Genomic DNA, 25,965 nt, shown 5'->3' on the forward strand with positions numbered 1-25,965 from the left:
AGAATTTTTTCTTTGTAAAACGATAATATATTTTTCGGTTCAGTTCTGTTCTATTCTTGTCCCAATTAACATATTTTGTACTAGTAGTTATAGGGGGGACCGGGATGAAGAGAACATTAATTGGATTGATAGCATTTCTAATTATAATGTTTCCATTACGTATATATGCTGAAGAGTGGAATGAGCTAACAGGGTTGTTAGATGACTCGTTACAGTTAGTGAAGCGTAATGAAGATGAAAAAGCAGTACAAGTATTACAACTTTTCTCAGAGCAATTTTTAATCAAGGGGAATGAAAAGAAGCAGGAAGTAACACCAGATCAAGTTAGAGTTATTTCTTTAGCTTACGACAAGGCGCAACAATCGCTCTTTGAAGAAGGTTTAGGTAAGCAAGCTAAAATGGATAATGTGCTGGCATTACAACTTGCTGTTGATGCGCAAGTATCGAAATATCAACCGCTTTGGATGGAAAGAGAAAGAAAAGTAATGGATGCCTTTTCTCAAATGGAAAAAGCGATGGAAAAAGAAGATGTTGGGCAGTTTCAACAAACGTTAAATACATTTTTAAATGAATTCAATATTATTTATCCAAGCTTAATGATTGCTTTGCCAGAAAACGAGGTACAGCGTGTAAATGCTCATTTATCTTATTTGGATGAATTTCGTAACGTTATGTTAAAAACGAAAGGCGGCCAAATGCAATTAGGGATTATTAAAGGGGATTTGCAAAAGATATTTCACACAGTAAAAAAGGATGAAATTGCACCCTCTCTCATTTGGTTTATGACAATTACTGGGGGACTTATTTTATTCACATTAACTTATGTTGGATGGAGAAAGTATAAAGGAGAGAGAGAGAAAAGAAAAAGTAATGTACATTCTAAAAATAGATAATGTAATAAGTAAAGATATGGATTGTAAGGTTTATTTATTGACAATAGTGGCAGAAGAAAATAGAATGAGAAGTACTATAATTAAAACTTCAATGGAGGTTCATGATGTTTTATTTAATTTACTTCGCGATCATAATGATCATACCGTTGTATGCACAGTCAAGAGTACGTAGTGCCTATAGCAAGTATTCACAAGTTTATTCAACATCAGGTATGACAGGAGCGGAAGTGGCTCGAAAAATTTTAGATGAAAATGGATTATACAACGTAGCTGTAGAAGAAACACCAGGTCATTTATCAGACCATTATGATCCAACCGCTAAGACGGTTCGATTATCAACAGATAACTATTATGGACATTCAGTTGCTGGTACGGCAGTTGCAGCACATGAAGTAGGACACGCAATTCAAGATGCAAAAGATTACAAATTTATGCGCGTTCGTCATTCGTTAGTGCCAGTTGCAAACTTTGGTTCGAATATGTCTTGGGTTTTCGTCCTAATCGGTATATTTGCACAAATGTCTGGTTTGTTGTTATTAGGTATCATTCTAATGGCAGCAGGTGTTGTGTTCCAGCTCGTTACATTACCAGTTGAGTTTGATGCGTCAAAGCGTGCGATGCAACAAATTGAAGCGTTAGGTATTGTATCAACAGATGAATATGGCCAAGCTCGTAAAGTATTAAATGCGGCAGCATTAACATATGTAGCAGCTGCAGCTGTAGCGGTATTTGAATTATTACGTCTCGTATTAATGTATACTGGTATGCAGCGTAGCGACGACTAAAGACTATCAATTTTGATAGTCTTTTTTTGTTGTGTGGCTTGAATTATATAATGTATTGCAAATAGAAATAATAGAAGTAATGCGGAAAGGCGGTGGGGGGAAATGAAATATCCAGACCATTTAGTAAAACAAGTGAAAGAGCGTAGTGCTCCTTATCAACTAGAAGGTTTTTTAAGTGGACAAGGCCCTGAAAATCCCAAATTTATGTTGTTAGGAGAAGCGCCTGGTGAAACAGAAATTCATAATGGGATTCCGTTTAGCGGGAGGGCGGGAAAACAATTAATGGGTTTTTTAGAGCGTATTCACGTTACAAGGGAAGAAGTATATATTACGAGCGCTGTTCGGAGTAGACCTTATAAATGGCGAGAGAAAAAAGAACGAAATGGTGAAATCATACAAAAAAAGTATAATAGAACGCCAAATCAAGGAGAAATAGTTGCCCATGCGCCTTTATTAGATTATGAATTAGAGAAAATAAATCCGAAGCTTATCGTCACGCTTGGAAATATCGGTCTTCAACGTTTAACAGGAAAAAATAAAAAAATCACAGATGTACATGGGCAATTATTAAAACAGCCCATTCAAAAATTAAAGGATATGCAAAGTGCAGAGTTTATATGGTCAGAGAATGAATATCATGTTTTTCCAACTTTTCATCCAGCTTCTATTTTTTATAATCGGAGTTTATTGGAGCTTATTTATGAGGATTTGGAGAAGCTTAAAAGACTTGTAATAAAAAACTAGAAAAGCTAAGGTGCTTTTCTAGTTACATTTAATTATGTAAAGGGTTTTTATTTTCATCTAACGTAAATCCTTCACCAACTACATCATGTACATCACTTACAGCGACAAAAGCATGAGGATCTACAGACGTAATAATATTTTTTAATTTCACGATTTCATTTTTAGCAACAACGCAATACAGTACGTTACGTTCCATTTTTGTATACGATCCAACAGCCTTTAAAAAGGTTGCTCCGCGCTCCATTTCAGATAAAATTTTGGCAGCAATTTCATCGTTTTTCTCTGAGATAATAGTCGCTCCTTTGGCGGCATAGGCTCCTTCTTGCATAAAATCAATGACTTTAGCCCCGATAAAAACAGCAACTAACGTATACATACCCTCGCGGTATGATAAATAGGTAAGAATAGAGACTACGATAACGACAGCATCAAACATAAACATTGTTTTTCCCATACTCCAGCCAACATATTTGTGAGCTAGTCGTGCGATAATATCTACACCGCCAGTAGTCCCGCCATATTTAAATATTATTCCAAGGCCGATACCTATAAATGCCCCAGCGAATAAAGCTGCGAGTGTCATATCATTTTGCAAGTTTAAATGTAAGTTTAGCACTTCGTAACGCTGGAAAATCCATAGAAATAAAGATACGTTAAAGGTGCCGATTAATGTATATAAAAATGTCGTTCTGCCAAGTAACCTCCAACCAATAAAAAATATAGGGATATTTAAAATTAAGTTTGAGTAGGAAGGATCAAACTTAAATAAAAAATACAATAATAGTGTAATACCAGTAAACCCACCCTCTGCAAGGTGGTTTTCAATATTGATATTGACAATACCGAAAGAAAATATAGCGGAACCGATTAAAATAAAAATAATATTTCGCATCTTCAATTTTGATGTCATATAGAAATCCCCCTAATTATGTAATGATTGCATTGCTCCGCTGAAACAGTAAAACATAATAATAAGTAATTTCTAGTTGCAACCCGATTGGTGTGCGCTGATTTTTTGCGAAAAGCACATAAAAGAAGTTTCACTTTACCCCGTACCAACGGCTTGTAGGAGATAAAGTTCTGAAGAAAGGCGAACCAGCCGTAGGAACCCGATTAGTTCGGGCTGATCTTTTGCAAAAATCGCAAAAGAAGTTTCACTTTATTATAGTCTATCCAAAAAAGGGTCGCAAATAGGTGTTTGGCGGGGAATAATATTTGTCAAATCGCGATGAATTGGCTAACATGAAAGAGGAAGGATTAGAGGTGAATAGTATGGAAGCAAAAACGATGAAAGATATGCAGAAAGAAGTAGATGCATATATTGGTCAGTTTAAAGAAGGTTATTTCAGTCCGCTTGCAATGATGGCTCGTTTAACGGAAGAAATGGGAGAGCTTGCGAGAGAGGTAAATCATTATTATGGTGAGAAACCGAAGAAAACAACTGAAAAAGAAAGAAGTATTGAAGAAGAGCTTGGAGATGTATTATTTGTTATGATTTGTATGGCAAATAGTTTAAATATTGATTTAGAGACAGCACATAACATTGTAATGAATAAATTTAATACACGTGATAAAGATCGCTGGACACGTATTGATGAGGGAGAGAAAGAATAATGAAAGAAATTAAAGTAATTATCGCCGGACCAAGAGGACGTATGGGACATGAAGCAGTCCTTCTTATGGAAAGAACGGAACATTTTAATTTAGTAGCAGCAGTGGATTATAAGCATGGTGGTGAGAAGATTTCTGATTTACCTGGCATGCCAGCATTACATGCACCGATTTACGCTGATTTACATACTTGTTTAGATGAAGTAGAAGCAGATGTGTTGTTAGATTTAACAACACCAGAAGTTGGGAAACAACACGTTACACTTGCAGTTGAGCGTGGACTTCGTTCTGTTATTGGTACAACTGGATTTACAGAAGAAGAATTGGCACGTTTAACAGAGAATGCAAAAGAAAAAGCAGTAGGAACAATTATTGCTCCAAACTTTGCAATTGGTGCAGTTCTTATGATGAAATTCTCACAAATGGCAGCGAAATATTTCCAAGATGTTGAGGTAATTGAATTACATCATGATCAAAAATTAGACGCACCATCTGGTACAGCTGTAAAAACGGTAGAATTAATTCGTCAAAATCGTGAATCAAAGCAGCAAGGTCATCCAAATGAAGTAGAGCAACTAGCAGGTGCACGTGGTGCAAATGTAGACGGTATTCACATTCATAGTGTACGTTTGCCAGGGCTTATTGCACACCAAGAAGTAATGTTTGGTGGAGATGGACAAATGTTAACAGTTCGTCATGATTCATTCAATCGTGCATCATTTATGTCAGGTGTAAAACTATCAATTGAGACAGTAATGAACCTTGATCATCTTGTGTACGGTTTAGAAAATATTATCGACTAAAGGGGAGACAACGGATGAAAATTGCCTTAATCGCACATGACAAAAAGAAAAATGATATGGTTTCGTTTGCATACGCATATAAACCAATTTTTGAGCAACATGAATTATTTGCAACAGGAACGACAGGGCTTCGTATTATGGAAGCGACTGGATTAGTTGTAACAAGATATCAATCTGGCCCTCTTGGTGGAGATCAAGAAATTGGTGCAATGATTGCAAAAAACGATTTAGATATGGTGATTTTCTTCCGCGATCCATTAACAGCACAGCCGCATGAACCGGATGTGAATGCATTGCTTCGTTTATGTGATGTATATGCGATTCCACTTGCAACGAATATGGCAAGTGCTGAAATGTTGATGCACGCATTAGAGCGAGGAGATTTAGATTATCGTAAGTTAAGAAAATGAGGGGAACAATTATGAGTGGATTACATATATTAGCGTTTGGTGCTCATGCCGATGATGTTGAAATCGGCATGGCTGGTACCATCGCTAAATATACAAAGCAAGGGTATGAAGTAGGTATTTGTGATTTAACAGAAGCTGATCTTTCTTCCAATGGAACGATAGAGTTGAGAAAAGAAGAAGCAGAGGTCGCAGCTCGTATAATGGGAGTAAAAACGAGGCTGAATTTAGCGATGCCAGACCGTGGTTTGTATATGAAAGAAGAGTATATACGTGAAATTGTCAAGGTGATCCGTACATATAAACCAAAACTAGTTTTTGCGCCATACTATGAAGATCGTCATCCAGATCATGCAAATTGTGCAAAGCTTGTGGAAGAGGCTATTTTTTCAGCAGGAATCCGTAAATATATGCCGGAACTTTCACCACATCGTGTGGAGTCTTTTTATAATTATATGATTAATGGTTTTCATAAACCGAATTTTTGTATAGATATAAGTGAGTACCTCTCTATAAAGGTGGAAGCATTAGAAGCATATGAAAGTCAATTTTCAACAGGAAGTGATGGTGTTAAGACACCGTTAACAGAAGGATACGTTGAAACTGTGATTGCTCGTGAGAAGATGTTTGGAAAAGAAGTTGGAGTCTTGTATGCCGAGGGATTTATGAGTAAGAAACCGGTTTTATTACATGCTGATTTATTAGGGGGATGTAAATGAAATTAAAAATAGGTATTACATGTTATCCTTCTGTAGGTGGTTCTGGAGTTGTTGGAACAGAATTAGGAAAGCAATTGGCGGAACGCGGGCATGAAATTCACTTTATTACATCGGGTTTACCATTCCGGTTAAATAAAGTATATCCAAACATATATTTTCATGAAGTGACGGTAAGCCAGTACTCTGTATTTCAATATCCACCATACGATTTAGCGTTAGCAAGTAAAATGGCAGAGGTTGCACAAAGAGAAAACTTAGACATTTTACATGTGCATTACGCAATACCACATGCAATTTGTGCATATTTAGCAAAACAAATGATCGGAGAGCGTATTAAAATTGTTACAACCTTGCATGGAACAGATATTACTGTGTTAGGTTCCGACCCTTCGTTAAATAATTTAATTCGTTTTGGTATTGAGCAATCGGATGTTGTTACTGCTGTCTCGCATTCATTAATTAACGAAACGCATGAGCTTGTAAAACCAAGTAAAGAAATTCAAACGGTATATAACTTTATAGACGAACGTGTATATTTCAAACGTAATATGTCTCAATTAAAGAAAGAATACGGTATAAGTGAGAGTGAAAAAGTACTTATTCATATTTCGAATTTCCGTAAAGTGAAACGTGTGCAGGATGTTGTTGAGGCATTTGCTAAAATTGTTAAAGAAGTAGATGCGAAGTTGCTTCTTGTTGGAGACGGACCAGAATTCTGTACGATTTTACAGATAGTGAAGAATTTACATATTGAAGATCGTGTTTTATTCCTAGGGAAGCAAGATAATGTTGCAGAACTACTTGCGATGAGTGATTTAATGTTGCTTCTATCAGAGAAGGAAAGTTTTGGTCTTGTTTTATTAGAAGCAATGGCGTGTGGTGTACCTTGTATCGGAACACGGGTTGGAGGTATTCCAGAGGTTATTCAACACGGGGAAACAGGATATTTATGTGAAGTTGGCGATACAACAGGAGTGGCAAATCAAGCTACTCAGCTATTAAAGGACGAGGAACTTCACCGTAATATGGGAGAACGAGCAAGAGAAAGTGTTTATGAGCAATTTCGCTCAGAAAAAATTGTTTCACAATATGAAACGATTTACTATGACGTACTAAGGGATGACAAAAATGGAAAGATTTAAAAAAGCTAGTTCTATTATTGAGACATTAAAACAACAAGGACATGAGGCTTACTTTGTTGGTGGGAGCGTACGAGATCTTATTATCGATAGGCCGATTGGAGATATTGATATTGCGACATCTGCTTTACCAGAAGAAGTGATGGCTATATTCCCAAGAAATGTTCCTGTTGGTCTTGAGCATGGAACTGTAATTGTTTTAGAAAATGGTGAGCCTTATGAGGTAACTACTTTTCGAACAGAAAGCGAATATGAAGATTTTCGAAGACCTAGTAGTGTTCAATTTGTTCGTTCATTAGAAGAGGATTTAAAACGTCGTGATTTCACGATGAATGCAATTGCTATGACAGAAGAAGGCGAAATGGTTGATTTATTTGCTGGACAGGAAGCCATTCAACAGAGAGAAATTGTGACAGTTGGAAATGCTGCGGATCGTTTTCAAGAAGATGCCCTGCGAATGATGCGTGGTATTCGGTTTGTAAGCACGTTAGGTTTTTCATTAGAAACGAAAACGAAGCAAGCGATTGAAACGTATGGACATTTGCTAGAACGTATAGCAATTGAGCGCATTACAGTAGAGTTTGAGAAATTGTTAACTGGTACATATTGTGTGAAAGGTCTCAAAGAATTAGTAGAGACGAAGCTATTTTCTCATTTGCCATATTTACAAATGTCAGAAGAGAGACTGTTAAAAGCTACGCAGTATAAATGGGATTCTTTCGAAACGGATATTGAGGCGTGGGCATTTTTCTTATATTGTATCGGAGAAGAACATCCATCTGTCTTTTTACGTCAATGGAAGTTTTCGAATAAAAAAATAAAAGATATTGTTGCAGTTTTATTGGCAATCCGTACTAGAAAGGAGAAGGATTGGGATACAGTCCTTCTTTATAAAACGGGAATTTATATCGCTGAAATGGCAGAGAGAGTATATGAAGCGATGATTGAAAGCTATAATCCTACATCTGTTAAACGAGTACAATCAATGTTTCATGCATTGCCAATCCAGGGTCGTCAAGAAATGAATGTGACTGGTAATGATTTATTAAACTGGGCAAACAAAAAGCCTGGTCCGTGGGTTGCTGACATGCTTCAGAAAATCGAGGAAGCAATTGTAAAAGGAAACGTAGTTAATGAGAAAGAGCGTATAAGGGAGTGGCTGCAAGGATGCAATCTACTATAAGAAAGCAGTTATTACAAGTTTTTTCTGAAGCGGATGGCGAGTTTGTATCCGGCCAAACGATTAGTGATAAACTTGGTTGTTCAAGAACTGCTGTGTGGAAACATATGGAAGATCTCCGGAGTGAGGGATATGAACTTGAAGCTGTGCGCCGATTAGGTTACCGAATTGCAAGTAAGCCAGACAAAGTGACTGCTAATGAAATTCAGTTAGGGCTACAAACGAAGCGAATTGGTAGAACAGTGTATTTTGAAGAAACTGTTGAATCAACGCAGCACATTGCAGCAAAACTTGCTTATGAAGGTGCAGAAGAAGGAACTATCGTTGTAGCAGAAGAACAAACAGCGGGAAGAGGTCGTTTAAGCAGAAAATGGCATTCACCAAAAGGAACAGGAATTTGGATGAGTATTATTTTACGCCCATCGATTCCAGTTCATCATGCACCGCAACTTACTTTGTTAGCGGCTGTTAGTGTTGCACAGGCAATTGAAAAATGTACAGGTGTAGGCGTGGGAATAAAATGGCCAAATGATATTTTAATTCAAGGTAAAAAGGCTGTAGGTATATTAACAGAAATGCAAGCGGATCCTGATAAAATTAATGCTGTCATTATGGGCATCGGTATTAATGCGAATCAAAAGCAAGAACATTTTGATGAAGAAATTCAGCACATTGCTACTTCATTAGCGATTGAATCAGGTAAGCCGATTGTTCGTGCAGAACTTATGCAACAAATCTATTTACAACTAGAAAAATTATATGAAGAGTATTTACAAAATGGTTTCTCTGTCATTAAAATTCTTTGGGAAAGTTACGCTGTGAGCATCGGGAAAGAAATTACTGCTCGAACGATGAGAGAGACGATTACGGGGTTAGCGAAAGGAATCACAGAGGATGGTGTATTACTTCTGGAGGATCATGAGGGGAAAGTACATCATATTCATTCTGCAGATATCGAAATTAAGTAAAAGAAGTTCCTCTTTTGGAACTTCTTTTTATTTCAATATTTTTGAGTTGAATTTGTAACATGATAATAAATTCTTTTCATATTTAAAGTTCACTTCAAAATATCTTCCGTCTAGTTGGCCTGGCATGTTATTTGACGATTACTTTGCCTTCCATTCCTTTAAGAAGATGGTATCGACATATTAATTCATATGTACCAGTATTTTTAGGTTTCACGGTAATATTCTTTTCTTTTCCTGACTCGACTACGACGTCAATGCCGAGTTTTTTCACTGTAAAGGTGTGCTCGTTTTTACCTTTATTTTTCAATAGTAATGTTGTAGATCCTTCAAGCGGAATCGTGATGACATTTGGATTAAAGTAATCATCATTTAGTTCAACCTCAATCACGTTCGTTAAATCGGTGGGTTGTGTTACGACATTAACTGAGGCAAATACATGAAAGGATCCTAAAGACATCCACCATACAATCATTACAAGCAAACTGCTGAATCGAAATAACCACCTGTTCATAGACATCTGCAATTCTCCTTTGTTAAGTACTTTTCCTCAATTAACCTGCATCATTAGTTTAAGAGTTATACTATACAGTTCAATTGATTATAGAAGAAATTAACTTAGATTTTTTTAACATGCGTTGAAAAAACATGTATCTTTTCAAGATTGAATTATCTATAAAAACTTTATCCCGCTATTTGTCGGGCTGATTAAATTTTCACTTTATAGCATATATACTCTCTTGTTAAATTTCATATACCGTAATAAGAATAAAAAATTATTTTTTCAAAAAAATGTAGTAATTCCTTTTTGTAGTTTGCTATAATTAGTTCGAATGTGGGCAGTATCAGAGTGAACTGCACCATGATTCGAAGTAATATGAAAAATAATAACTTGGATTCTGCCTTGATCCAATAACGGACTGGGACAGAGGGATGAATAATGCCGACTAACACACAACCCTTCTGCCCTTTTATGGCCAGAGGGGTTTTTTATATGATTTCGGCCATCTCCTCTCTCCTGCATAAAGGAGGAGTAGTTTTTGAAAACAAAAACAGATTTTTTGAAGATGAAAGAGCAAGGTGAGCCGATTACAATGCTAACGGCGTATGATTATCCATCTGCTAAATTAGCAGAAGAAGCTGAAGTTGATATGATTTTAGTTGGAGATTCTCTTGGAATGGTTGTACTCGGATACGATTCAACAGTACCTGTAACAGTAGAGGATATGATTCATCATACGAAAGCTGTACGCCGCGGAGCGAAAGAGACGTTTATTGTAACTGATATGCCATTTATGTCGTATCACGTATCATTACAAGAAACGATGATGAATGCACGCCGCATCGTTCAAGAGAGCGGGGCGCACGCATTGAAGGTAGAAGGTGCTGGAGAAGTTATATCAACGATTCAATATTTGACGAACGCAGGAATTCCTGTTGTAGCGCATTTAGGTTTAACACCTCAATCTGTAGGAGTGTTGGGTGGATATAAAGTGCAAGGAAAAGATGCGGAGAGTGCAAAAAAATTAATAGAAGATGCAAAGAAATGTGAAGAAGCTGGTGCAATAGCGCTTGTGTTAGAATGTGTACCAATGCAGTTAGCAGAACTTATTTCAGAACAACTAACAATACCAACAATCGGGATTGGTGCAGGACAAAAAGTAGATGGGCAAGTGCTTGTTTATCATGATCTTATCTCATATGGCGTAAATCGTGTTCCAAAATTTGTGAAGCAATATACTTCTGTTCAAGAGGAGATTGTGCGCGGGATTTCACAATACGTTACTGAAGTAAAGACAAGGCAATTTCCTGAAGAAAAACATTCGTTCACAATGAAAGAAGAAGACCGCTTAGCGTTATACGGGGGAAAACAATAATGAAAATCGTAACTACAGTGCAAGAGATGCAGCAAATTACAAACGAACTGCATGCAAGTGGAAAAAGTATTGGTTTTGTTCCAACGATGGGTTATTTACATGAAGGGCATGCTACCTTATTACGTAAGGCAAGAGAAGAAAATGAAATTGTAGTTTTAAGTGTATTTGTAAACCCGCTGCAATTTGGCCCAAATGAAGATTTAGATCGATATCCTCGTGATATTGATAGAGATGAAAATGTAGCAAAAGAAAACGGTGTAGATTATTTATTTTATCCGAGTGTAGAAGAAATGTATCCATCAGAACAAACAACAACAGTAGAAGTTGTGAAACGCACGGACGTATTATGCGGTAAACAAAGACCTGGTCATTTTGCTGGTGTTGCAACTGTACTAATGAAACTATTTAATATTACGCTGCCAACGCGTGCTTATTTCGGTATGAAAGATGCTCAACAAGTTGCAGTAATTGAAGGATTTGTAACTGATTTCAATATTCCAGTTACAATCGTACCAGTTGATATTGTAAGGGAAGAAGATGGATTAGCGAAAAGTTCTCGTAACGTGTACCTATCACAAGATGAACGTGAAGAGGCTCTTCATTTATACCGCAGTCTATGTATAGCGAAAGAAAGAATTGAGGCAGGTGAACGTAATCCGGAAATCATTACAAATCTTGTGAAAGAGTATATTGAGACGCATACGAAAGGCACTGTAGATTATGCGGATTTATATGCATATCCGTCATTAACAATGGTAGAGAAAGTCGAAGGACGAATCATTTTAGCTATTGCAGTTAAATTTGAAAATGTAAGATTAATTGACAATATAACATTAACGGTTAAATAAGGGGGAGCATCTATGTTTCGCACAATGATGAGAGCAAAGTTACATCGTGCAACTGTAACGGAGGCAAATTTAAATTATGTAGGTAGTATTACAATTGATGAAGATTTAATGGATGCAGTAAATATTGTAGAAAATGAAAAAGTCCAAATTGTAAATAATAATAATGGTGCTCGCTTAGAGACATACGTTATTAAAGGGGAACGCGGTAGTGGTGTTGTTTGTTTAAACGGTGCTGCGGCAAGGCTTGTACAACCAGGGGACAAAGTAATTATTATTTGTTATGGGCTAGTTACGGAAGAAGAGGTTCATAAACAAGAACCAAAAATTGCAGTACTAGACGACAATAATCAAATTATTGAAATGTTAGGTGCTGAAAAAGCGGGTACGATATTATAAGTAGAAAAGCTATCTCCATTGCGGAGATAGCTTTTTTGTGCATCTTTTCATTAAGATGAGATAAAACGTGGTATAGTAACATTATATAAATTATTGTTGTTTGAACGGTAAGAAATTGAGGTGTTACATATATGAGTAAGCGTTATGTCGTTGTTGATTTAGAGACGACAGGGAACTCCTGGAAAGATGGGAAGGATAAAATTACCCAAATTGCAGCTGTTGTAGTAGAAGATGGAGAGATATTGGAGATTTTTTCGTCTTTTGTTAACCCAAAGAGAGAGATCCCACCATTTATTACAGAATTAACAGGGATTGATGAAAGTCTTGTAAAACAAGCCCCGTTATTTCAAGATGTAGCCCCGATGATTGTTGAGCTATTACAAGGTGCGGCTTTCGTTGCGCATAATGTTCACTTTGATTGGAATTTTTTAAATGAAGAATTAAGGCAGGCTGGATATACAGAAATACATTGTCCTAAAATCGACACGGTTGAATTGGCTCAAATTCTTTTACCGACAGCTGATAGTTATAAATTACGTGATTTAGCTAAGAAGCACGAACTAGAACATGATCAACCACATCGTGCGGATAGTGATGCTCTTGCAACAGCGGAATTATTTTTACAATTTTTAAATGAAATTGAAAAGTTACCACTTGTCACGTTGCAATCGCTTTATGAATTAAGCGACGTGTTTCAAAGTGATATAGCTGATGTGCTTTCTGAAAATATTTTAAAGAAAGTAATGCATGGTAAAGAAGATATAGCGGAGTATGAAATACATCGAAATATTGCGCTGAAAAAGCGGAACTATTCCTTAAACCTTGGAACGTGTTCATCAAAGTTTGATGCTTTCTTGAATAAAACGATGGATAAATTGGAATCACATATGCCAAAGTTTGAAAGAAGAGAAAGTCAACAACTGATGATGAAAGAGATATATACGGCGTTAAGAGATTCTCGTTTTTCACTAATTGAAGCCGGTACAGGAACAGGAAAGACTCTTGCGTATTTGCTTCCTAGTCTTTATTTTGCAAAGAGAAAAGAAGAACCTGTCATTATAAGTACACAAACGGTACAACTCCAACAACAAATATTAGAAAAAGAAATTCCGTTATTACAAAAAATAATGCCATTTTCATTTGATGCAGCTCTTCTAAAAGGAAGAAAGCATTATCTTTGCTTACACAAATTTGAGTATGCTTTACAAGAGGAAGAAAAAAATTATGATATGGCACTTACGAAAGCCAAGATTTTAGTTTGGCTATTGCAAACTGAAACGGGTGATCGAGACGAATTAAATATTCCTGAGGGCGGAAAGTTACTTTGGAATCGTATTTGTAGTGATGCGTATAGTCCAGGCGGTATGCAAAGTAATTGGTTTAGTCGTTGTTTTTACCAGCGAGCGAAGAATAAAGCTTTATTTGCAGATATCGTTATTACAAATCATGCGTTATTATTTCAAGATTTTTCAAGTGAAGAACCGCTGTTTGCTTCATGCGAACATATTATTTTTGATGAAGCTCACCATATTGAAGAAGCTGCGAGTAGAACATTGGGTGAACAGTTCTCTTGTATGTATTTTCAATTGGTTATATCTCGTCTTGGGACGCTAGAAACAGAAGATGTACTCTCCAAAGTATATAAAATGATGAAAAAATCAGAGCAAGCATCTCGTTCAACTTTCCGTATGATAAGTTATAGTTTGAAGGAACTTAAGTTTGATGCGGATGAACTCTTCCAAATGTTACGTAATTTTATATTTAAACAAACAAAGCAAGAACAAGGAACAAATAATATGCCGCTCATCTATAGGTATAACGCAGAACTAGAAAAAGGTAAGTTGTGGGATAGTATCGTCGAATTAACAAATCGTTTTATATATGAATTAAGAAGGGTAGTAACTGCTCTTGAGAAGCAAGTGGATATATTGCAAAGTAAGTTAGAATGGGAGATGCATGTTGTAACAGGTGAATTTATGCATTTAATTGAGTTGCTGAGAAAGATGGCAGAATCATTACAGTTACTCGTATTAGAAAAGAATTCGTATGTAACTTGGATGGAGACTGAAACGAAAGGGACGATTCATTCAACAGTTCTATATGCACAGCCTGTTCATATTGGTGAAAGATTTGCTGATAAATTTTTAACAGAAAAAAAGAGTGTTATTTTTACATCCGCAACACTAACAGTTAACGATACGTTTGATTATATAAAAGAGGAACTTGGTTTACATGATTTCGCTCCAAATACTTTAAAGGTTCCGTCGCCATTTCGTTATGATGAACAAATGAAATTAATGGTTTCAACGGATGTACCTTTTATTAAGCAAGTAAGTAATGAGCGATATATTGAATCTGTATCGGAACATATTGCAAAGATAGCGAAAGCCACAAAAGGCAGAATGCTTGTTTTATTCACTTCGTATGAAATGTTAAAAGAAGCGTATGCGAATTTAAAAAATAATGATGAATTAGAGGGTTATTTATTACTCACACAAAGTGTGAATAATAGAAGTCGAAGCCGCTTAATTCGAAAGTTTCAAGAGTTCGACAAATCAATTTTATTAGGGACGAGTAGTTTCTGGGAAGGGATAGATATTCCAGGAGATGCCTTAAGTTGTCTTGTTATTGTCCGTCTACCATTTACGCCTCCTCATCAACCTATGATGGAAGCGAAAGGTGAGTGGCTAAAAAATCAAGGTGAGGATGTATTCGCTAAATTAGCGTTGCCACAAGCAATATTACGTTTCAAACAAGGATTCGGCCGCTTAATTCGAACGAATACAGATACAGGAACGGTAGTAGTGTTAGATCGTCGTTTGACGAGTTCTTCCTATGGAAAACGATTTCTACAATCGATCCCTAACGTACCTCTTTATGAAGGGCCATTAGAAGAATTATTAGTACAATTAGAAGAACCATTAAATGAATAAAAATGGAAGAAAAATACGCCTGAAGTACTTATAAACTTCAGGCGTAAAAAATGTGGGTAGGAGGAATTTTATTTTTCTTACTTCTTGTATACAAAATGTGTTGGTTTTCGACTTGAAACCTTTTTTTGCTGTACATGTCCTGCTATAATAGATGGGTGATGAAGCAGGGGTTGTAAAGAATGTACTCTTATTGTAACCGCATTGCGTTCTTCTATAATTAGAAATTTTTGTGTAACGGAGGAGTTTTTTCATGGAGAAGAAAATCGAAGTACTATCAACGACGCGTATTAAATATTCGTCTGATTTGTATAAAATTGTTGATAGTTTGAATCGTACGTTAAAAGAGCAGGACCTCATGTTCGGACTAGCATTAGACGAAAAAGATAAAGAAACAGCTGTATTTACGATTTACAGAACGTAGCGATACAATGAAAAAGTGGATCTTTGCAATCATTATTGTTATCGTTGCTAGCGGAATATATGGGGCGTATGTTTATAATAAAGCGATGGGAAAGAAAATTCCAAAAGAGTCGAAATTTGTAGAAATTGCTAAAGAAAAAGCAAAGCTTACAAAGGTGAAATCTGTTGATTATTACAACGGAAAATCTGCATATATAGTCGTGCAAGGTACAGATGAAAAGGGAGAACAACTTATCGTTTGGGTGCCTGAGAAAAAAGGGGATACTGTAGTAAGGAAAAAGAGCGAAGGTATTTCTGAAAAAGAGGCTATACAAAGAACAGTAGAACAAGTCGGCAATGAAAGTAAGGAATCAAAAAGTAAGCCGAAAGAGATTATGAAAGTGAAATTAGGCTTTGAAAATGATGTACCACTATGGGAAGTTACATATATTGATGATGACAATCGTTATAGTTATTACTATCTTGAATTTAAAGATGGAAAATTTTTAAGACGATATAGCATTGAAAAATAGATGTAGGGGGAACTACAAATGAAATTAGCAAAGCGAGTAGCTGCTTTAACACCGTCTTCAACTTTAGAGATTACAGCAAAGGCACAAGCATTAAAAGCAGAGGGTCATGATGTAATTGGATTAGGGGCAGGGGAACCTGACTTTAATACACCAGAGCATATTATGGATGCTGCACATAAAGCGATGTTAGAAGGGCATACGAAGTATACACCAACAGGTGGATTACAATCGTTAAAACAAGAAATTGTGAAGAAATTTACTCGCGATCAAGGTATTGCGTATGATCCATCTGAAATTATTGTATGTAATGGCGCAAAGCATGCATTATATACATTATTCCAAGTATTACTTGATGAGGGAGATGAAGTTATCATCCCAACTCCTTACTGGGTAAGCTATCCAGAGCAAGTAAAGCTTGCTGGCGGTAAGCCGGTTTATGTAGAAGGTTTAGAAGACAATGAGTACAAAATTACAGCAAAGCAGCTGCGTGAGGCAATTACAGAGAAAACGAAAGCAGTTATTATTAATTCACCGAGCAATCCAACAGGAATGATTTATAGCAAAGAAGAATTACAACAGCTTGGAGAAGTATGTTTAGAACATGATATTTTAATTGTTTCTGATGAAATTTATGAAAAATTAATTTATGGTGGCGTAGAATATATTTCAATTGCCCAGCTTTCTAATGCATTAAAAGAACAAACACTTATTATTAATGGTGTATCTAAATCTCATTCTATGACAGGATGGCGTATTGGATATGCTGCAGGAAATAAGCAGCTTATTAAAGCGATGACGAACTTAGCGAGTCATAGTACGTCAAACCCTACTTCAATCGCTCAATACGGCGCAATTGCGGCATATGCAGGCTCACAAGAACCTGTGGAAACAATGCGTCAAGCCTTTGAAGAGAGATTAAACATCATTTATGATAAATTAATTCAAATCCCTGGCTTTACTTGTATTAAACCGCAAGGTGCATTTTACTTATTCCCTAACGTAAAAGAAGCTGTAGCTTTATCAGGATATGCAACAGTTGATGATTGGGCAAAAGCTCTATTAGAAGAGGAAAAAGTGGCTCTTGTACCAGGTACAGGATTTGGTGCTCCAAATAATGTTCGTTTATCATATGCGACATCTCTTGAACAAGTAGAGAAAGCATTGGAACGCATCCATACATTTATGAAAAGTAAAGTGCAAGCTTAATTGTATATTTCATTTATGTAATATACAAAACCTCCCTATTAATGGGGAGGTTTTTTTGACGAATTGTGGCAAAAAGAAATAGCTAAAGGTGTGTTATACTAGAGAGCGAGGTGTTTGGTGATGAAAAAGAAAATGATGTTACAGTGGTTTGAGCAGGGAAGCATTGCAATTCCAAAATTGCTTATGATGCATTATAAAAAATTAGGTTTAAATGAGACGGAATTTATGGTTGTACTTCATATACATACATTTTTAGAATCAGGTAATTCGTTTCCGACTCCTTCAGAGATTTCTGAACGGATGACGATAACAGAAATGAAATGTATGGAAATAATTCAGGCGTTGATTCAAAAAGGTTTTTTATCACTAGAAGGTGGACAAAGATCAGAAGCGATGATGTGCGAAAGTTATTCTTTACAACCGTTATGGGAAAAAATATTACATTTCTTAATGGATGAATCAATAGAGGAAGAGCAAAAAGAAAAAAAACAGCTGCAAGTAAATTTATATACAGTATTCGAAAAAGAATTTGGAAGACCACTTTCGCCGTTCGAATGTGAAACGTTAGGAATGTGGGAGGACCAAGATCAACATCATCCAAATTTAATTCAAGCGGCTCTTAGAGAAGCTGTAATGAGTGGAAAACTAAATTTCCGATATATTGATCGTATTTTATTTGAGTGGAAAAAGAATGGAATTAAAACGGTAGATCAGGCTCAAAATCAAGGTCAAAAATTTAGAGCGAATCAACAAAGAGCACAACAAATGACAAAACAAGAGACGAAATTTACTGGAAAAGTGCCTTTTTATAATTGGTTGGAGCAGTAATATAGGAGGGGAAATATGCTTAACAAAACGCAAATCCGTTATTGTTTAGACACAATGGCGGATATGTATCCAGAAGCACATTGTGAATTGGTTCATGACAATCCATTTGAACTTGTAATCGCGGTGGCGTTATCTGCACAATGTACAGATGTACTTGTAAATAAAGTGACAAGAAATTTATTTCAAAAATATAAAACACCAGAAGATTATTTAAGTGTTTCTCTAGAAGAATTACAACAAGATATACGCTCTATCGGATTGTATAGAAATAAAGCAAAAAACATTCAAAAATTATGCCGAATGTTATTAGATGACTATAATGGGGAGGTACCGAGCAATCGAGATGAACTTACGAAATTACCAGGTGTAGGAAGGAAAACAGCGAATGTTGTAGTTTCCGTAGCGTTTGGGATTCCGGCAATTGCTGTTGATACACATGTGGAGCGAGTGAGTAAACGATTAGCGATTTGTAGATGGAAAGACTCTGTGTTAGAAGTAGAAAAAACGTTAATGAAGAAAGTACCGATGGATGAGTGGGGGGTTACGCATCATCGTATGATTTTCTTTGGACGTTATCACTGTAAAGCACAACGACCGCAATGTGAGGAGTGCAGGCTGTTAGAAGTATGTCGTGAAGGAAAGAAGCGAATGAAGGTGAAATAAAGGATGGAGCGAGTTATAGAAATACCGAAAGAATTTCATTGCTTACCATTTTTTAAAGAAAGCGTAAATTCAATTGAGTATCATACAGACGAGTCTTTTGAAGAAATAATACAAAATACTTACTTTATATTTGATATTGAAAGACAGTATGAGCCATGGAAGGAAATTGAAAACAGTATTCCAGCAGTGTTGAATGTATGGAAAAATAAGCATGAAGACATTGCTATACTGTTTCGAAATAGAGATAAGCAAGAGGCTGAGGGGCCAATGATTCTTTTTGCAGCTCACTTGTTATCGGTTGTCTATTGGTTAAATGAGCAACCTGTTCATAGTTTGAATGAAATGCAAATAAATACGAATAAATTAAAAGTGCAACCTGTTAATTTTATGGAAAGGTATTCATTCATTATAAAGAAACCGAGTAATTATCATTCTTATATTCAATTAGCGCAGTTATATATCGAAATAGAAAAGCTGTTTGTAAAGAAAATGATAACAAAAAAGAAGTCTGCTTCTCGTTAAGAGAAACGGACTTCTTTTTTTGTTTATTAGGACTCTGTTGTAACAACAGCACCGTCTGCCTGAGGTGTATCTCCTCCGGTATTTTGGTGTTGCTGTTCTTGTTGTTTCTTAGCTTCGTCTTCAGCTTTTTTCTTGGCCTCTTCTTCAGCTTTCTTCTTAGCTTCGTCTTCAGCTTTTTTCTTAGCTTCGTCTTCAGCTTTTCTTCTAGCTTCCTCATCAGCTTTCTTTTGAGCTTCTTCTTGCTGTTTACGTTGTTGTTCTTGTTGTTGCTGCTGTTCTTGTTGTTTCTTAGCCTCTTCATCAGCTTTTTTCTTAGCTTCGTCTTGTTTTACTTTATCTTCATTAGCTTTTTTCTGGGCTTCCTCATCAGCTTTTTTCTTAGCTTCTTCATCGGCCTTTTTCTTAGCCTCTTCATCAGCTTTTTTCGCATCTGGAGTTCCGCCAGGCGCAGTGAAGGATGCACCAATTGCTGGGCTTGTTCCAGTACCTTTTTTCGCTACTACAGAGAAGCTGTAAGTAACACCTGGTTTAATACCACCAAGAGTAGCTGTCGTACCACTTATTGATAGGCTACCACTTGAACCGTCAGTTGCTTTATAGCTGGCTGCATATGCGTCAACTTCTGCTGGTCCAGACCAGTTTAGTGTAACTGTGCTAGCGCCATCAAAAGTGACATTCAGACCACTAGGGGCATCTACTTTAATTTGTTTAATTGCATCTTTTTTCGCACCTTTAACGTATAACTCTCCGTTTATTTCTTGTACAGAAGAAGGACGTTCAAAGCGTGATTTATCTGTAGCGAATTTGCTCATCATTATTTGGAACATTTGCTGTGCAATTCTAGTGGAGCGATCACTAACATAATTTTTTGGACCATCTTTTTCGTAACCAGTCCAAACAGCCATTGTGTATTGTGGTGTATATCCAGCAAACCAGCTATCTCTGTTTGCATCAGCTGGGATATCATATTTTTGAAGAACTGATGCATCAAAGTTTTGTGTTCCTGTTTTACCTGCTACGTCAACACCTGAAACGTATGCTGTTGGACCTGTACCACCAGAACCAGGTTTTACTACGTCACGAAGAACGTCAGTAACCATGTAAGCTGTATAGTCTTGCATTGCGCGTTGTTCCTTAGGTTTAAAGCTTTTCTTTTTCCCGTCCGGGAAGGTTACTTCTTTTACGAAGTGTGGTTTATTATAGTTACCACTATTACCGAAGGTTGCATATGCACCTGCTACTTCCAATGGAGACCCCTCGTTACTACCGATTGCTGTTGATTCGTAGACTTTTCCTTCTTTAAAGGTCATGCCTAAACCTTCAGCGAATTCTTTTGACTTATTAAGACCAACTGTTTGTGCTGTCTTTAAAGCTGGAATGTTTAATGACTTTTTCAAAGCTTCACGTAGTGAAACGTCACCTTTGTAGCTCTTTGTTGCATTTTGTATTTTTTTACCATTGGAATACGTATACTCTGAATCGTTTAATTGATGGTATGTAGACCATTGTAAATTTTCAATTGCCGGACCGTAGTCGAAAATTGGTTTCATTGTTGAACCAACTTGGCGTTTTAAATCAGTTGCCATATTATGACCTTTGAAAGTAGACTTACTTTCTTTACGTCCAGCACCAATTGCTCGAACTTCTCCAGACTGTGTATCCATAAATACGAATGACCCTTGGAATTGATCGTCTGGATACTTAATAAGATTGCCATCCATAATTTTGTCAGCGTAATCTTGAGCATCTTGATCAAGTGTTGTATGAATCGTTAAACCATCTGAACCGATATTTACATCAGGATATTCTTTTTCAACTTCTTTTACAACCGCATCTAAAAATGCTTGATACTTCATCTCAGTTACTTCTGAAGACGGTTGAAGGCCCTCTGTTACTGGGATCTTAACGGCGTTATTCATTTCTTCTTTTGTTATATAACCATGTCGATTCATTAATGATAATACAACATTACGACGATTTGTTGCTCGTTCAACATTTTCCTTTTTTGTTGGATCATAAATGTTTGGACCTTGGGGTAAACCAGCGAGCATAGCAGCTTCATGTAATTGCAAGTCTTTTAAATCTTTACCATAATATTTTTGCGCTGCTGTCGCAATACCATATGAACGGTTACCTAAATTAATCTTATTTAAGTACATTTCTAAAATCTCATGTTTAGAGTATTGTTGCTCTAATTTATAAGATAAGTACCATTCTTGTACTTTTCTCTTAGCAGTTTTATCCATCGTTAGAAAATAGTTTTTAACGACTTGCTGTGTAATCGTACTACCACCTTGGGAACCGAAACCACCAGTGACATTTTCCATAACTGCTTTTGTAGTTCGTTTAAAATCAATTCCATTATGATCATAGAAACGCGAATCCTCAGTTGCAAGGAATGCATTTTCAACTACTTTTGGAATTTGATCATAAGTAACATGCGTTCGTTTTTCAGCACCGTATTCATAGAAGAAATTCCCGTTTTTATCAAGAAACTTTGTTGATAAAGGATTAACAAGTTTGGATTTGTCTAATTTTGGAGCGTCCTTTACCATAACAAAGAAAGCGGAAACGCCGGCTACGAGACCAACGATACCAAGAAGTAGACAACCTATAAGGAATTTCTTGAAAAAGGAGCCTTTTTTCTTTGGTTTTTCTTCTTTATGTGTTTTTTTCTCTTGATTTTTCACATGATTTCGTTCTGTACGAGAACGATAATTATCTGACATTATACTTTCTCCTACCTTTCATTCTCTCCCCAAAAGTCGAAAAAAGAGCCTTAGTGATGACTCTATCACGAAAAATAAACCGTGTCTAGTACACGGATATAGTCAATCCGAGGGTGATAACCGCATGATAATAAGGATCCATGCTCTTCTATTTCTTCTTTCGTAATCGACTTGCGTCCACCAGTATTTTGACGATTCCAAAATGCAATAATATGTTTTGCATCTAATAAATAAAATTCATCAAAAAGTGTAAATTTAATAATGACAAATGCAATTCCATTATGAGCAACCACTTGCTTCATATGTTCTATTTGATGAAGGTGGAAGTTTTGAAGTGGGAAACTAGTTTTATTTTTTGTTTCCTTTGCTTCAAAATCGATGTATTTCCCTTTGTATACACCGTTGTAATCTGTTGTAGAAGGTTGTTTAAAATACGCTTCTTTTACCACTGCAGCACTTCGAGCGGGGTAATCTACTTTTACAATTTGAAGAGGTGTAGGTTTTTTATGTACACATGCAATATTATGGGTTAAGTAATATTGATTTGTTTCATTCAATTCCTCTTCAAGGGACATACCTCTGTTGCTATAAGTATGTGTTTTTATAGGTGTTTTTTGAGGTTGTGAAGCTTGATTATACCTTTTTCCATTTGGGTAACGAATGGTCATAGTGTGTCCACTCCCAACTTACTAAGAATTACTTACAAAGGTGATTATATCAAAAAATGAAAAAAGATGTGACCTTTTTGATGAAAGGTATGATGACTTATTTATGTTGACATGGAATGATTATATGAAAATTAAACAAAATCGAGAAAAAAAGTTTTGTACAGAGGAAGAAAAAGCAATCATTCGCAATATTACAAAGAAAACAGAAATAGCTAATGTGGACAATATTTCTCGGACACAATCTTATCAAGAATATTATTTAAGAAATAGTGAAATCAGGTGGGCCTTTTTAGCGAGTATGGTTTCGAGAAATGCGGGATGGAATATGACCGATTTAGAAGGGAGATATTATGCTACTGTTTTACCTAAAACGGTAAAAAAACATTTATTTCTTCTGTACGAACAAGCTAATTGGATTATTTTCTTAGATGCCTTTCCTCAGCTATTATTGTATGAGGAAAGTAAGAAGAGACGTACACCTCTCTTTCATTTGTTGCAATATTTCAGCGTATCAATTTTTATGGAAAAAGAATGGTTACTTTTCTGGGAGAAAAGAGATATGAATAGGCTTATAACAGCCCTTATTATAAATGAACAAAATAAAATTCAAAAACCAGTCATTGAGAGCACATATTTTAAAAAACATGTATTCCATACTGCACTTTTTAAAGTACAAGAAAGATTTCATATTAGTGCAGTTATCTTCCCAACAATTGAAGGGAGGATGTATGGATTTTCGGTTTATCAATTTGAAACGTTACAACAGCGTATAGAATTGGGAAAAAAATTAGCATGGTTATTGTTTCATCCAATTTATAATGGTTCGTTTTATAAGTTTGCAGTGCAAACTACACATACTGGGTCTAGAGAAGATTATGAATTTTACTCAAAGGAAACTAGAAAATCGTGTACGCCAGCACTTAGAGATAGTTATCCTGTTGTTTTACATGAAGAAATAGAAATGAGAGATTGGTTTTGTGCAAATATGAAAATGAATGTGCTATTTGTACTTGAAGAACCTAAAGAGGAAGTTAATATAACAGAATGGTATAGGAGAAAGAGGGAACAAATCTATAGGATATCTATCGTAAATCGTTTCGTTAAAAGGATGGATGAGTTCATGATATAATGAAAAAGAAGTCCCGTCTTCCATTTTGAAGACGGGACTTCTTAATTTGAAATAATCCTGCTATGCTTGCTACGACTTTAATCTCAAAACGTAATGCTAGTAGGAGATTAAGGGTGACTTGAAATTTAACCGTACGTAATAAAGTCTCGCTTTATGTAGCAGGGAAGTTTGGACCATCTAGCTTTGGATTGCCAGTCTCGGGTTTATTTTGTTGTTTGTTTTGGTTTTTCTTTTTTTCATTTTTGTTCTTTGCCATTGTACTACACCTCCTTTTTGTATTGTTACCATTTCTATAAATGACATACGAAATGATTTCTTTGACGAATAACAACTAGTTTTGTCATGTGGGCAGGAGTGGTGAATCGTTCGGCGAAATTACATGACAAAGGAAAAGCAAAGAAGGAGGCGTTTTGTATATGGCGATGGTTCAGAAGGAAGATGTAATGAAAAAAATGGATCAAATGTTAAGTTCTCTCGATTTGCTGGAAATGAATATAGGGATTAGAATGAATCATGCATTAAAGGATGCGAGTGAAAAAATATGTAATAAGATAGAAATAACAGAAATGCATATTGAACATATGGAAAATAAATTAGTGCATCACGAAGAAAAAGGGAATTGGGTAAAGACATTTCAAAACGTCGTAGTGAGTGCATAATAAGGTGGGAAAGAGATGAAGAATGAAGCATTAATACAGTCTTCAGAAAAACTCATGCAGTATAATAATGAAGCGAATATAAAAAAAAGAGAACTAATCGAATACGACTTTTATAAGGATATGAAACCATTTGTAGACATGGTAGATGAGGAATTAAAGAAGTGGAAAGAATTAGCTTATTCGTGGATTAAAGAAGAAAAGCCAAAGTATATACATGTACAGCAAATTGATCAAGTATACGATAATTTACAAACGAATGTGTTACAATGCTTTGTAAATAAAGGTAAAGGTAAACGATTCTTTGAAACACACCAAGCCATTTCGTATACTTTGCAAAATATAGTTGAGCAATGTAAATAACAAGAGGGAGAACCCTCTTGTTATTTACATTGCTTCTGTCATTGTTGTAGGTTTTGTTGCGCCGTTTATTTCTAATTCTTTTATTAATGTTCGATAATCTGAAATGCATATTTTTCCTTCGAGATACCAATGTCTCGCAAAGTCTAATAATTCATTTGCATTCTCTGTGCAATACCCCTTTTTTTGAGAAAACGCTTGTTTTAAATCCCCTAATACCATGTTGATTCCTCCCCCATGAGAATCTTCTTCTTAATTATCATAGCATGGAAGGGTTTTCTTTTTTAATTTTTTAAAAATTTAAACTTCCGACAAAAATAGACAGATACTCCATCACACATATTATTTTATAGGTACATATTATATATGTAGAAACTTATGTGAAGGAGGAGAGAATGCATGTTTCAACAATCTAACGTATATCAGCAAACAAATCCATATGCACAGCAAAATATGTACCAATATAATACGGATACATATTTACGGTATAATATGTATCCTTTCGAGCCTTATTATGGAAATCAAAATTATTATCAACCGTTTGAAGTGTCGTTTATGAATCAAGCTCAACCACAACAGCAGCAACCTTATGTGAATCAGGCTCAACAATCACAACAGCAGCAACCTTATGTGAATCAAGCTCAACAATCACAAGCTCAGCAACCATACATGAATCAACAACAGCAGCAGCCTTATATGAATTCGCAATATTATATGCCACCACCATCGCCCTATGCTAATCAACAAGCGATGTTTTATCCACCAAAACAGCCGTACCCGACGCAGAGTAAACAAAAGCAACAACAGCCAAGTCAGTTTTCTAGTTTTGTTTCTCAATTTAAAACATCCGATGGTAACTATGATGTAAATAAAATGATGAATACAGCTGGACAAATGATGAATGCGATGAATCAGGTGACAGGTATTGTAAAGCAAGTTGGAGGCTTTTTTGGTAAGTAATGTTGAAGAGTT

General features: G+C 35.9%; 30 protein-coding genes. 24 read left to right on the forward strand and 6 right to left on the reverse strand.

Features of this window, described 5'->3' with window-relative positions; genetic code table 11:
• Positions 1 to 104 precede the first annotated feature (104 nt).
• The 3 genes from ypjB to ACLBXA_RS15880 all read left to right on the forward strand — a co-directional run bounded on the left by ypjB (position 105) and on the right by ACLBXA_RS15880 (position 2,422).
• A complete protein-coding gene (gene ypjB / locus ACLBXA_RS15870) occupies positions 105 to 893 on the forward strand; it encodes a sporulation protein YpjB (protein ID WP_000831587.1) in 789 nt (262 codons plus the stop codon).
• A gap of 101 nt (positions 894 to 994) precedes the next feature.
• On the forward strand, positions 995 to 1,678 hold the full coding sequence (locus ACLBXA_RS15875) for a zinc metallopeptidase (protein WP_003258828.1): 684 nt from the start codon (positions 995 to 997) through the stop codon (positions 1,676 to 1,678).
• A gap of 102 nt (positions 1,679 to 1,780) precedes the next feature.
• Positions 1,781 to 2,422 carry a uracil-DNA glycosylase gene (locus tag ACLBXA_RS15880; RefSeq protein WP_000876853.1) on the forward strand — a complete coding sequence of 214 codons (642 nt, stop codon included), beginning with the start codon at positions 1,781 to 1,783 and terminating at the stop codon, positions 2,420 to 2,422.
• Between the two features lie 28 nt (positions 2,423 to 2,450).
• On the opposite strand, the gene ACLBXA_RS15885 is transcribed toward ACLBXA_RS15880, so the two are convergent.
• Positions 2,451 to 3,332 carry a YitT family protein gene (locus tag ACLBXA_RS15885; RefSeq protein WP_447617313.1) on the reverse strand — a complete coding sequence of 294 codons (882 nt, stop codon included), beginning with the start codon at positions 3,330 to 3,332 and terminating at the stop codon, positions 2,451 to 2,453.
• 362 nt (positions 3,333 to 3,694) lie between these two features.
• Between ACLBXA_RS15885 and ACLBXA_RS15890 the strand changes: the two genes are divergently transcribed.
• Genes ACLBXA_RS15890 through ACLBXA_RS15920 form a run of 7 tightly spaced genes read left to right on the forward strand, consistent with a single transcriptional unit; the run spans position 3,695 to position 9,249 of the window.
• A complete protein-coding gene (locus ACLBXA_RS15890) occupies positions 3,695 to 4,036 on the forward strand; it encodes a nucleotide pyrophosphohydrolase (RefSeq protein ID WP_002108639.1) in 342 nt (113 codons plus the stop codon).
• Entirely contained in the window at positions 4,036 to 4,836 is an 801-nt protein-coding gene (gene dapB, locus ACLBXA_RS15895) for a dihydrodipicolinate reductase (protein WP_000658810.1), read from the forward strand. The genes ACLBXA_RS15890 and dapB overlap by 1 nt, the downstream gene beginning before the upstream one ends.
• Before the next feature lie 14 nt (positions 4,837 to 4,850).
• On the forward strand, positions 4,851 to 5,246 hold the full coding sequence (mgsA, locus tag ACLBXA_RS15900; protein ID WP_000684765.1) for a methylglyoxal synthase: 396 nt from the start codon (positions 4,851 to 4,853) through the stop codon (positions 5,244 to 5,246).
• Between the two features lie 11 nt (positions 5,247 to 5,257).
• A complete protein-coding gene (gene bshB1, locus ACLBXA_RS15905) occupies positions 5,258 to 5,962 on the forward strand; it encodes a bacillithiol biosynthesis deacetylase BshB1 (RefSeq protein WP_000015660.1) in 705 nt (234 codons plus the stop codon).
• Positions 5,959 to 7,104, forward strand: a complete 1,146-nt coding sequence (bshA, locus tag ACLBXA_RS15910) for an N-acetyl-alpha-D-glucosaminyl L-malate synthase BshA (protein ID WP_000768317.1) — start codon at positions 5,959 to 5,961, stop codon at positions 7,102 to 7,104. Before bshB1 ends, bshA begins: the two co-directional genes overlap by 4 nt.
• The gene (locus ACLBXA_RS15915; protein ID WP_447617314.1) at positions 7,091 to 8,284 is read left to right on the forward strand and encodes a CCA tRNA nucleotidyltransferase; all 1,194 of its coding nucleotides are present in this window, start codon (positions 7,091 to 7,093) and stop codon (positions 8,282 to 8,284) included. The genes bshA and ACLBXA_RS15915 overlap by 14 nt, the downstream gene beginning before the upstream one ends.
• On the forward strand, positions 8,269 to 9,249 hold the full coding sequence (locus ACLBXA_RS15920) for a biotin--[acetyl-CoA-carboxylase] ligase (protein ID WP_001192058.1): 981 nt from the start codon (positions 8,269 to 8,271) through the stop codon (positions 9,247 to 9,249). The genes ACLBXA_RS15915 and ACLBXA_RS15920 overlap by 16 nt, the downstream gene beginning before the upstream one ends.
• A 127-nt stretch (positions 9,250 to 9,376) precedes the next feature.
• On the opposite strand, the gene ACLBXA_RS15925 is transcribed toward ACLBXA_RS15920, so the two are convergent.
• Complete coding sequence (locus tag ACLBXA_RS15925) at positions 9,377 to 9,766, reverse strand: cupredoxin domain-containing protein (protein ID WP_000062380.1); 390 nt, start codon at positions 9,764 to 9,766, stop codon at positions 9,377 to 9,379.
• A gap of 520 nt (positions 9,767 to 10,286) precedes the next feature.
• Between ACLBXA_RS15925 and panB the strand changes: the two genes are divergently transcribed.
• From panB to ACLBXA_RS15975, 10 genes are all read left to right on the forward strand, one after another.
• The gene (gene panB, locus ACLBXA_RS15930; RefSeq protein WP_000851105.1) at positions 10,287 to 11,123 is read left to right on the forward strand and encodes a 3-methyl-2-oxobutanoate hydroxymethyltransferase; all 837 of its coding nucleotides are present in this window, start codon (positions 10,287 to 10,289) and stop codon (positions 11,121 to 11,123) included.
• The gene (gene panC, locus ACLBXA_RS15935; RefSeq protein ID WP_000707008.1) at positions 11,123 to 11,971 is read left to right on the forward strand and encodes a pantoate--beta-alanine ligase; all 849 of its coding nucleotides are present in this window, start codon (positions 11,123 to 11,125) and stop codon (positions 11,969 to 11,971) included. Before panB ends, panC begins: the two co-directional genes overlap by 1 nt.
• 12 nt (positions 11,972 to 11,983) lie before the next feature.
• Complete coding sequence (panD, locus tag ACLBXA_RS15940; RefSeq protein WP_000490186.1) at positions 11,984 to 12,367, forward strand: aspartate 1-decarboxylase; 384 nt, start codon at positions 11,984 to 11,986, stop codon at positions 12,365 to 12,367.
• 131 nt (positions 12,368 to 12,498) lie between these two features.
• Positions 12,499 to 15,300 carry an ATP-dependent DNA helicase DinG gene (gene dinG, locus ACLBXA_RS15945; protein ID WP_447617315.1) on the forward strand — a complete coding sequence of 934 codons (2,802 nt, stop codon included), beginning with the start codon at positions 12,499 to 12,501 and terminating at the stop codon, positions 15,298 to 15,300.
• Positions 15,301 to 15,550: 250 nt separating this feature from the next.
• A complete protein-coding gene (locus ACLBXA_RS15950) occupies positions 15,551 to 15,721 on the forward strand; it encodes a YpmA family protein (RefSeq protein ID WP_000412179.1) in 171 nt (56 codons plus the stop codon).
• 7 nt (positions 15,722 to 15,728) lie between these two features.
• Complete coding sequence (locus tag ACLBXA_RS15955; protein WP_000758741.1) at positions 15,729 to 16,232, forward strand: cell wall elongation regulator TseB-like domain-containing protein; 504 nt, start codon at positions 15,729 to 15,731, stop codon at positions 16,230 to 16,232.
• Positions 16,233 to 16,250: 18 nt separating this feature from the next.
• On the forward strand, positions 16,251 to 17,438 hold the full coding sequence (gene aspB / locus ACLBXA_RS15960) for an aspartate transaminase AspB (RefSeq protein ID WP_000761569.1): 1,188 nt from the start codon (positions 16,251 to 16,253) through the stop codon (positions 17,436 to 17,438).
• Between the two features lie 120 nt (positions 17,439 to 17,558).
• The gene (gene dnaD / locus ACLBXA_RS15965; RefSeq protein WP_000728537.1) at positions 17,559 to 18,266 is read left to right on the forward strand and encodes a DNA replication protein DnaD; all 708 of its coding nucleotides are present in this window, start codon (positions 17,559 to 17,561) and stop codon (positions 18,264 to 18,266) included.
• 15 nt (positions 18,267 to 18,281) lie between these two features.
• The gene (gene nth / locus ACLBXA_RS15970) at positions 18,282 to 18,929 is read left to right on the forward strand and encodes an endonuclease III (RefSeq protein WP_097853407.1); all 648 of its coding nucleotides are present in this window, start codon (positions 18,282 to 18,284) and stop codon (positions 18,927 to 18,929) included.
• Positions 18,930 to 18,932: 3 nt separating this feature from the next.
• Positions 18,933 to 19,451 carry a YpoC family protein gene (locus tag ACLBXA_RS15975; protein ID WP_000442661.1) on the forward strand — a complete coding sequence of 173 codons (519 nt, stop codon included), beginning with the start codon at positions 18,933 to 18,935 and terminating at the stop codon, positions 19,449 to 19,451.
• Between the two features lie 26 nt (positions 19,452 to 19,477).
• Here ACLBXA_RS15975 and ACLBXA_RS15980 read toward each other — a convergent pair whose 3' ends face one another.
• Together ACLBXA_RS15980 and recU are read right to left on the reverse strand one after the other, a co-directional pair.
• Positions 19,478 to 22,180 (reverse strand): PBP1A family penicillin-binding protein, encoded by a 2,703-nt coding sequence (locus ACLBXA_RS15980; protein WP_001283103.1) that lies wholly within the window; start codon positions 22,178 to 22,180, stop codon positions 19,478 to 19,480.
• 65 nt (positions 22,181 to 22,245) lie between these two features.
• Positions 22,246 to 22,848: a Holliday junction resolvase RecU gene (gene recU, locus ACLBXA_RS15985; RefSeq protein ID WP_000155599.1), complete on the reverse strand. Its 603-nt coding sequence runs from the start codon at positions 22,846 to 22,848 to the stop codon at positions 22,246 to 22,248.
• Positions 22,849 to 22,951: 103 nt separating this feature from the next.
• On the opposite strand from recU, the gene ACLBXA_RS15990 reads away from it, so the two are divergent.
• On the forward strand, positions 22,952 to 23,977 hold the full coding sequence (locus ACLBXA_RS15990; RefSeq protein ID WP_003277507.1) for a DUF2515 domain-containing protein: 1,026 nt from the start codon (positions 22,952 to 22,954) through the stop codon (positions 23,975 to 23,977).
• Between the two features lie 151 nt (positions 23,978 to 24,128).
• Here ACLBXA_RS15990 and ACLBXA_RS15995 read toward each other — a convergent pair whose 3' ends face one another.
• On the reverse strand, positions 24,129 to 24,308 hold the full coding sequence (locus ACLBXA_RS15995; RefSeq protein ID WP_003277508.1) for a hypothetical protein: 180 nt from the start codon (positions 24,306 to 24,308) through the stop codon (positions 24,129 to 24,131).
• A gap of 85 nt (positions 24,309 to 24,393) precedes the next feature.
• On the opposite strand from ACLBXA_RS15995, the gene ACLBXA_RS16000 reads away from it, so the two are divergent.
• Positions 24,394 to 24,636 carry a hypothetical protein gene (locus ACLBXA_RS16000; protein WP_001252036.1) on the forward strand — a complete coding sequence of 81 codons (243 nt, stop codon included), beginning with the start codon at positions 24,394 to 24,396 and terminating at the stop codon, positions 24,634 to 24,636.
• A gap of 15 nt (positions 24,637 to 24,651) precedes the next feature.
• Complete coding sequence (locus tag ACLBXA_RS16005; RefSeq protein ID WP_079245304.1) at positions 24,652 to 24,996, forward strand: YppE family protein; 345 nt, start codon at positions 24,652 to 24,654, stop codon at positions 24,994 to 24,996.
• A 24-nt stretch (positions 24,997 to 25,020) separates the two neighbouring features.
• Here the strand turns inward: ACLBXA_RS16005 and ACLBXA_RS16010 are convergent, their stop codons facing one another.
• Complete coding sequence (locus ACLBXA_RS16010) at positions 25,021 to 25,215, reverse strand: YppF family protein (protein WP_423114249.1); 195 nt, start codon at positions 25,213 to 25,215, stop codon at positions 25,021 to 25,023.
• A 177-nt stretch (positions 25,216 to 25,392) separates the two neighbouring features.
• Between ACLBXA_RS16010 and ACLBXA_RS16015 the strand changes: the two genes are divergently transcribed.
• Positions 25,393 to 25,953 (forward strand): YppG family protein, encoded by a 561-nt coding sequence (locus tag ACLBXA_RS16015; protein WP_199664350.1) that lies wholly within the window; start codon positions 25,393 to 25,395, stop codon positions 25,951 to 25,953.
• The last annotated feature ends 12 nt before the right edge of the window (positions 25,954 to 25,965 follow it).

The organism is Bacillus sp. D48C (assembly GCF_053345735.1).

What these genes read in the sequence shown, in the direction of transcription:
- ypjB (WP_000831587.1), top strand. Translation starts at nt 105, where the DNA reads ATGAAGAGAACATTAATTGGATTGATAGCATTTCTAATTATAATGTTT.
- ACLBXA_RS15875 (WP_003258828.1), top strand. Translation starts at nt 995, where the DNA reads ATGATGTTTTATTTAATTTACTTCGCGATCATAATGATCATACCGTTG.
- ACLBXA_RS15880 (WP_000876853.1), top strand. Translation starts at nt 1,781, where the DNA reads ATGAAATATCCAGACCATTTAGTAAAACAAGTGAAAGAGCGTAGTGCT.
- ACLBXA_RS15885 (WP_447617313.1), bottom strand. Translation starts at nt 3,332, where the DNA reads ATGACATCAAAATTGAAGATGCGAAATATTATTTTTATTTTAATCGGT.
- ACLBXA_RS15890 (WP_002108639.1), top strand. Translation starts at nt 3,695, where the DNA reads ATGGAAGCAAAAACGATGAAAGATATGCAGAAAGAAGTAGATGCATAT.
- dapB (WP_000658810.1), top strand. Translation starts at nt 4,036, where the DNA reads ATGAAAGAAATTAAAGTAATTATCGCCGGACCAAGAGGACGTATGGGA.
- mgsA (WP_000684765.1), top strand. Translation starts at nt 4,851, where the DNA reads ATGAAAATTGCCTTAATCGCACATGACAAAAAGAAAAATGATATGGTT.
- bshB1 (WP_000015660.1), top strand. Translation starts at nt 5,258, where the DNA reads ATGAGTGGATTACATATATTAGCGTTTGGTGCTCATGCCGATGATGTT.
- bshA (WP_000768317.1), top strand. Translation starts at nt 5,959, where the DNA reads ATGAAATTAAAAATAGGTATTACATGTTATCCTTCTGTAGGTGGTTCT.
- ACLBXA_RS15915 (WP_447617314.1), top strand. Translation starts at nt 7,091, where the DNA reads ATGGAAAGATTTAAAAAAGCTAGTTCTATTATTGAGACATTAAAACAA.
- ACLBXA_RS15920 (WP_001192058.1), top strand. Translation starts at nt 8,269, where the DNA reads ATGCAATCTACTATAAGAAAGCAGTTATTACAAGTTTTTTCTGAAGCG.
- ACLBXA_RS15925 (WP_000062380.1), bottom strand. Translation starts at nt 9,766, where the DNA reads ATGTCTATGAACAGGTGGTTATTTCGATTCAGCAGTTTGCTTGTAATG.
- panC (WP_000707008.1), top strand. Translation starts at nt 11,123, where the DNA reads ATGAAAATCGTAACTACAGTGCAAGAGATGCAGCAAATTACAAACGAA.
- panD (WP_000490186.1), top strand. Translation starts at nt 11,984, where the DNA reads ATGTTTCGCACAATGATGAGAGCAAAGTTACATCGTGCAACTGTAACG.
- dinG (WP_447617315.1), top strand. Translation starts at nt 12,499, where the DNA reads ATGAGTAAGCGTTATGTCGTTGTTGATTTAGAGACGACAGGGAACTCC.
- ACLBXA_RS15950 (WP_000412179.1), top strand. Translation starts at nt 15,551, where the DNA reads ATGGAGAAGAAAATCGAAGTACTATCAACGACGCGTATTAAATATTCG.
- ACLBXA_RS15955 (WP_000758741.1), top strand. Translation starts at nt 15,729, where the DNA reads ATGAAAAAGTGGATCTTTGCAATCATTATTGTTATCGTTGCTAGCGGA.
- aspB (WP_000761569.1), top strand. Translation starts at nt 16,251, where the DNA reads ATGAAATTAGCAAAGCGAGTAGCTGCTTTAACACCGTCTTCAACTTTA.
- dnaD (WP_000728537.1), top strand. Translation starts at nt 17,559, where the DNA reads ATGAAAAAGAAAATGATGTTACAGTGGTTTGAGCAGGGAAGCATTGCA.
- nth (WP_097853407.1), top strand. Translation starts at nt 18,282, where the DNA reads ATGCTTAACAAAACGCAAATCCGTTATTGTTTAGACACAATGGCGGAT.
- ACLBXA_RS15975 (WP_000442661.1), top strand. Translation starts at nt 18,933, where the DNA reads ATGGAGCGAGTTATAGAAATACCGAAAGAATTTCATTGCTTACCATTT.
- ACLBXA_RS15980 (WP_001283103.1), bottom strand. Translation starts at nt 22,180, where the DNA reads ATGTCAGATAATTATCGTTCTCGTACAGAACGAAATCATGTGAAAAAT.
- recU (WP_000155599.1), bottom strand. Translation starts at nt 22,848, where the DNA reads ATGACCATTCGTTACCCAAATGGAAAAAGGTATAATCAAGCTTCACAA.
- ACLBXA_RS15990 (WP_003277507.1), top strand. Translation starts at nt 22,952, where the DNA reads ATGTTGACATGGAATGATTATATGAAAATTAAACAAAATCGAGAAAAA.
- ACLBXA_RS16000 (WP_001252036.1), top strand. Translation starts at nt 24,394, where the DNA reads ATGGCGATGGTTCAGAAGGAAGATGTAATGAAAAAAATGGATCAAATG.
- ACLBXA_RS16005 (WP_079245304.1), top strand. Translation starts at nt 24,652, where the DNA reads ATGAAGAATGAAGCATTAATACAGTCTTCAGAAAAACTCATGCAGTAT.
- ACLBXA_RS16010 (WP_423114249.1), bottom strand. Translation starts at nt 25,215, where the DNA reads ATGGTATTAGGGGATTTAAAACAAGCGTTTTCTCAAAAAAAGGGGTAT.
- ACLBXA_RS16015 (WP_199664350.1), top strand. Translation starts at nt 25,393, where the DNA reads ATGTTTCAACAATCTAACGTATATCAGCAAACAAATCCATATGCACAG.